Below are 5134 nucleotides of genomic sequence, written 5' to 3'. Positions count from 1 at the left end.
AGAAGTTAAAATTATACCAGCAGTATTTTGGTATATTTTCACTATGATTATTGTGATTTTAGGAGCATTTATTATTTACTTAAGTAGTGATATTAATTTAATAGATAATGATAATTTATTATCTTTAATATCAACAGTTTTATTTATTACAATACTTTTATATAAATTTAGGGTTAATAAAAATAAGTTATTATTAATGATTAAGGATTATATAAAAAAAATAAATATAAAAGAATTAGGCGGTGTTGTTGCTACTCAGCTATGCCTTTCTATGGGCATCAGTCTATTATTAATAGGTATAGTTTATTTTACTTTACCAAATATGCTAAATAATCTTTTATCCGAATCATCTGTATCAGAAGTTTCTACTTATGGTGGACTATTCATATCCATGCTAATTACCGTTGTTAGTGCCCCTATCATGGAAGAATTATTTTTTAGAGCCATCATATTTAAAAGAATTAGTAGAAAATTCAATATCTACATAGGAATTGTAATTTCCTCTTTAGTATTTGGACTTTTACATATTGAATTAGCAGTTATAGGTGCTTTTATTTTTGGTATTGCTTGTTGTATCTTATACATCAAGTATAAAAATATACTAATTCCAATGACTGTTCATTTTTTAAATAACTTAATTGCATTTTTGCCTCAGTTAGATATTAATGCATCTGTTAATACTTCTCCAATTACTAATACTGATGCCATAGTTTCTTTATCCTTTGGTTTACTATTATTTTTAATAGGAATGTTCTTTTTTATTAAGTTTATACTAAAAAATAAGAAACATCTAAAGAGCGGATTTTCTCCTAGAATTGACACTAGGTTTATAATAGAAAATAAAAATTAAAATTGCCTAGCATAAAAGCATCTATTTATTTAGATGCTCTTTGCGCTAAGGCAATTTATATAAATCTTCAAGTATCAAATCATTCTCATAAATATATTTAGCTATATTATGTCCCACATATCTAAAATGCCATGGCTCAAAACCATAACCTGTATCCTCTACTCTATCTTTTTTATATCTTAATATAAATCCATATTTATGAGCATTTTTTTCCAACCACTTACCTTCTTCTGTCATTTCAAAAGACTGTATTAATTTATATCCTATGGATTTTGCAGATATATCAACTGCTAAACCAGTTTGATGTTCACTTTGATTAGCTTTAGCCACATATTTTTGGGTATATTCTTTTCCTTTGCGTATTAAAGAATTTGAATATAATTCTTCCTGGTAACTACTAGATCTATATCCACTTATTAAATAAAGATTTATCCCTTCTTCTTTTGCATCCTTAAACATTTTTTCCAAATTATTAGAAGCACACTCACTTAAATAAATATCGCTTTTTATAGTATTAACTTTTGGTATAACTAAATCATCTGGTTCATAACTTGATTTTAGTCCATTTTCTTTATTCACTAATTTTGCTATTCCATTTTTGTATTTATATACCAACTCTTGAACATTTTTTAATTGACTGTCTACTTCAGTATCATCACTATAGTTAGACATATCATAGTCTAATACTTGATTTTTGGCAGCTAGCTCTTTAGCCTGTGTTAAATTTTTTGCCCCACAAAATAATAAAAAACCACCAAATAAAAGTATAACTCCAATCGTACTATATACTTTCTTTTGATTCATTGCCATAACTCCCTCTTAATATTAATTCTCAAAATCATTTTATATTATAACATTTTTCGACTATTTTTTGTATTATTTTATATTTTTTACCTTTTTATTTATGTGTCAAAAATGCAAAATAAAAAACCATATTATTTTATAATATGGTTTGAATTTAAGTGCAAATTTAATTTTTAAAGTTGGAAAAATTCTATTATATCATCTTCATGGTAGTTAATAACTAGCTCTTTTGGGAAATCTAGCTCTTCAAGTAAGCTTTGAGCATTGTCAAATATACCAACCTGATAACAAATATGAGCATCACTACCTAAAATAATTCTTACCTTATGCTCTTTACATAAACTCAATAACTCTATATAGTTTTCACGAGCATTTGGTCTAAATGAACCTGAGTTTAATGATGAATTATTTAATTCTAATAAGATGTTTTTTTCTTTAGCTTTTTTAACAACAGCTTCATAATCTAATTCATATCTACCATCATCTGGATGTCCTATAATTTTTACTAATTTATGATCCATTGCATTTAGAGTTGCCCTTGTATTTTCTTCCTTGGTTCCAGGTTCTAAACATACAGTGTGAAGACTTGCTATTACATAATCTAGTCCACTTATATATTTATCTACTTCTACATCTATATTTCCATCGTAATCTATAATATTAGCTTCCATTCCTTTTAATATTCTAACACCATCAACTTCATTAGGTATTACTTTTAAATTGTGGAAATAAAATAAATGTGGTCCCCCTGGCATATCTATACCATGATCTGATAGACCATAATATTTTAGCCCATTAATTTTAGCATATTCTATATTTTCTTTTACTGTACTATATGCGTGCCCACTAGCTAAGGCGTGTGTGTGTAAATCTATTATAGCTTTCATATATGTCTTCTCCTTTATTGCTAAATTTATAATATGTTAAAAGCCATAGAGCTTTGGCAATATGGCTTAAAAATTTATTTATTATTCTTGATTATTTAATTTTCCTCTTAATAAATCTCCTATAGTCGCTCCTAAATCTTCTTCTTTATTTAAGAATTCACTGTAATCTTCTTCTGGCTCTTTATTAACGTCTTTTATAGATACAGACATTCTTTTGTGAGATGGATCGAAAGTTAATACTCTAACTGTTATTTCATCTCCAGGGTTTACAACACTACTTACGTTAGCAACTCTTTCTTCTTTTAAGTGAGATATTGGTAAGTATGCTTCTACACCTTCTTTTATTTCAACAAAAGCACCTCTGTCTATTATTCTAACAACTTTGCCAGTTATTATATCATCAACATTTACTTCTTTAGCTATTAAGTCCCATGGATCGTTGTTTATGTCTTTTAAAGCTAATCCTATTCTTCCAGTTTCTTTATTTACATCTAATACATAAACATCAACTTCTTGTCCAGATTGTAACATATCTTCTACAGATTCTACTCTCTTCCAAGATAAGTTGTTTATGTGAGCTAAACCTTCTACTCCACCTAAATCGATGAAAGCTCCGTAACTTACTATGTTAGTTACTTTACCATGTCTTTTTTGTCCAACTTCTAAAGAATCTATTAAAGCTTCTTTTTCAGCTTTAACTCTAGCTTTTTCAGCTGCTCTTTCTTCTCTTACTCTTTGTCTCTCTGCATCTCTTTCAGCTTGAATTCTTTCTTTTCTAGCTTTTCTTTCTTGGTCTAAACGTTCTTGTAATACTTCTCTGTGAGAACCTACTATTTTATTAGCTTTTTCATTGAATTCTATTATATAAACTTCTAAGTTAGCATCTTGGTATTCTTTTGTATCGTTTACAAATTTAGTGTTTAGTTGAGATATTGGTATAAATATTTCAACTGATTTATATGCAGCAAATACTCCTCTTTGTATAGTTTTTACTACATTTACTGTTATTATTTTATGATCAGCATGTGCTTGCTCTAATTCTTTTTTATCACTTACCATATCTAATCTTAACTTAGATAGTTTTAATGTACAGTCTTTTTCTGATACTTTAGTTATGACAGCAGATATTTCATCTCCTACTTTATATACATCAGAAACTTCTTGATTTTTTTGTAAGTTTAATTCACTTGCTGGAATTACTCCGTCAAAACCTACATTAAGGCCCACAGTTACTTCATCATTATTTATTTTAGTTATAGCTCCTGTTATAGTCTCTCCAACTTTTATTGAACTAAGTAGTTGTTCTTGTTGGTCTAACAGCTCTTGCATAGATAGTTCTTTAGTCATTGTTCTACATCCTTTCACCTAATAATCTTACTTTTTATATTATACCATTAAAATTTCAAATACTTACAGATTTATACAATATTTTATCAGTATTTTTCAATTATTTTCAAATTTTTTTCTTTATAATAGTATCTTAACTTTATTTAGTAAATTTATCAATTGTATTATTATGATTTTTGTTTATTTTAGTAAGATTAGCGTTCTTTTTATAGTATTACTTTTACAGGGTTATTAAGTACTATATTATCTATTTCTACTTTTGAATCATATGCTAAAACTTTTACTCCTTTTTCGTCAGCTTCCTTTAATACATCTCCAAACTCTTTGTGCATATCTACATTTGGAGTAAAGTAAAGTACATCTTCCATTTGAATAACAAGAATTATATAAGCTAAATATCCTTCTTCTCTAGCTTTAATTAATTCTTTAACATGTTTTACTCCTCTTTCTGTTTTTGCATCTGGAAATTTTACTACTCCATCTATTTCTAGAGTACATCCTTTAACTTCAATAAATGCTTTTTTAGTTTTTCCTTCTATATAAACATCAAACCTAGAATTGCCATAAGTTTTTTCTGGCTTTATCAAAGTTATATCTTCATCAAATCCTGGCAGTATTAATGATTTGTCTTCTAATGATTCATAGACAATTTTATTTGTTACTTGTGAATCCATATTAATTAGCCTGTCTCCCTTTTTTACAGCTATTAAAGAATATTTCGTTGATCTAGCAGGATTATTACTTTCTTCTAAGTATACTTCATATCCAGGTACTAGTAACTCTTTACATTTACCTGTATTTTTCACATGAATCTTTTCAACTTCCCCATTTATATCACAATAAGCTACAAATCTATTAGGCCTTTCTATAAACTTAGCTTTAATCATCTTATTATATTTCATTTATTTCTCCTATTTTTCTGATTAATTTTTCTATTTAAAAATATTATACCCTTTATTCCTAATTTAAAGTGAATTTTATTAAAGCATAAAATAAAAACTATCCTATAATTTAAAGTGGATACTATACAGTGGACACGAGAAAAAAACGTGTCTACTTGTATAGGATTTATTTTTATGTAAAATAGTTATAAAGGAGTTGAATTATTATGAGTAAAAAAATATTTTCAAGTGAGGAAATTAAGAAATTATCTATAAATAAATATGTTAAGAACATAACTGAAAAAGGAATTACATATACTAATGAATTTAATTTACATTTTATTGCTGAATATGAAATAGGGAAA

Annotated in this window: 5 protein-coding genes and 1 pseudogene; 2 read left to right on the top strand and 4 right to left on the bottom strand. The window is 26.9% G+C overall.

Features of this window, described 5'->3' with window-relative positions; all coding sequences use genetic code 11:
* Positions 1–850, top strand: an 850-nt coding sequence (locus tag NSA58_RS15820; RefSeq protein ID WP_257560664.1) for a CPBP family intramembrane glutamic endopeptidase, incomplete at its 5' end; no start/stop codon positions are given.
* 45 nt (positions 851–895) lie between these two features.
* Here the strand turns inward: NSA58_RS15820 and NSA58_RS15815 are convergent.
* The 4 genes from NSA58_RS15815 to sfsA all read right to left on the bottom strand — a co-directional run bounded on the left by NSA58_RS15815 (position 896) and on the right by sfsA (position 4790).
* Positions 896–1654 carry a M15 family metallopeptidase gene (locus NSA58_RS15815; protein ID WP_074429981.1) on the bottom strand — a complete coding sequence of 253 codons (759 nt, stop codon included), beginning with the start codon at positions 1652–1654 and terminating at the stop codon, positions 896–898.
* 173 nt (positions 1655–1827) lie between these two features.
* Positions 1828–2541 (bottom strand): phosphatase, encoded by a 714-nt coding sequence (locus NSA58_RS15810; protein ID WP_039678774.1) that lies wholly within the window; start codon positions 2539–2541, stop codon positions 1828–1830.
* An 81-nt stretch (positions 2542–2622) separates the two neighbouring features.
* Positions 2623–3888 (bottom strand): 30S ribosomal protein S1, encoded by a 1266-nt coding sequence (locus NSA58_RS15805; RefSeq protein WP_074429978.1) that lies wholly within the window; start codon positions 3886–3888, stop codon positions 2623–2625.
* A 206-nt stretch (positions 3889–4094) separates the two neighbouring features.
* Positions 4095–4790 carry a DNA/RNA nuclease SfsA gene (gene sfsA / locus NSA58_RS15800; protein WP_039678776.1) on the bottom strand — a complete coding sequence of 232 codons (696 nt, stop codon included), beginning with the start codon at positions 4788–4790 and terminating at the stop codon, positions 4095–4097.
* A 206-nt stretch (positions 4791–4996) separates the two neighbouring features.
* Between sfsA and NSA58_RS15795 the strand changes: the two are divergent.
* Positions 4997–5134 (top strand): annotated as a pseudogene (locus tag NSA58_RS15795) (IS3 family transposase); the annotation flags it as partial.

Origin of the sequence: Terrisporobacter muris, from assembly GCF_024621905.1 — a bacterium.
GTDB lineage: Bacteria > Bacillota > Clostridia > Peptostreptococcales > Peptostreptococcaceae > Terrisporobacter > Terrisporobacter muris.
Note: the sequence above shows the minus strand (reverse complement) of the source record. Positions and strands in the feature narration are given on the sequence as shown.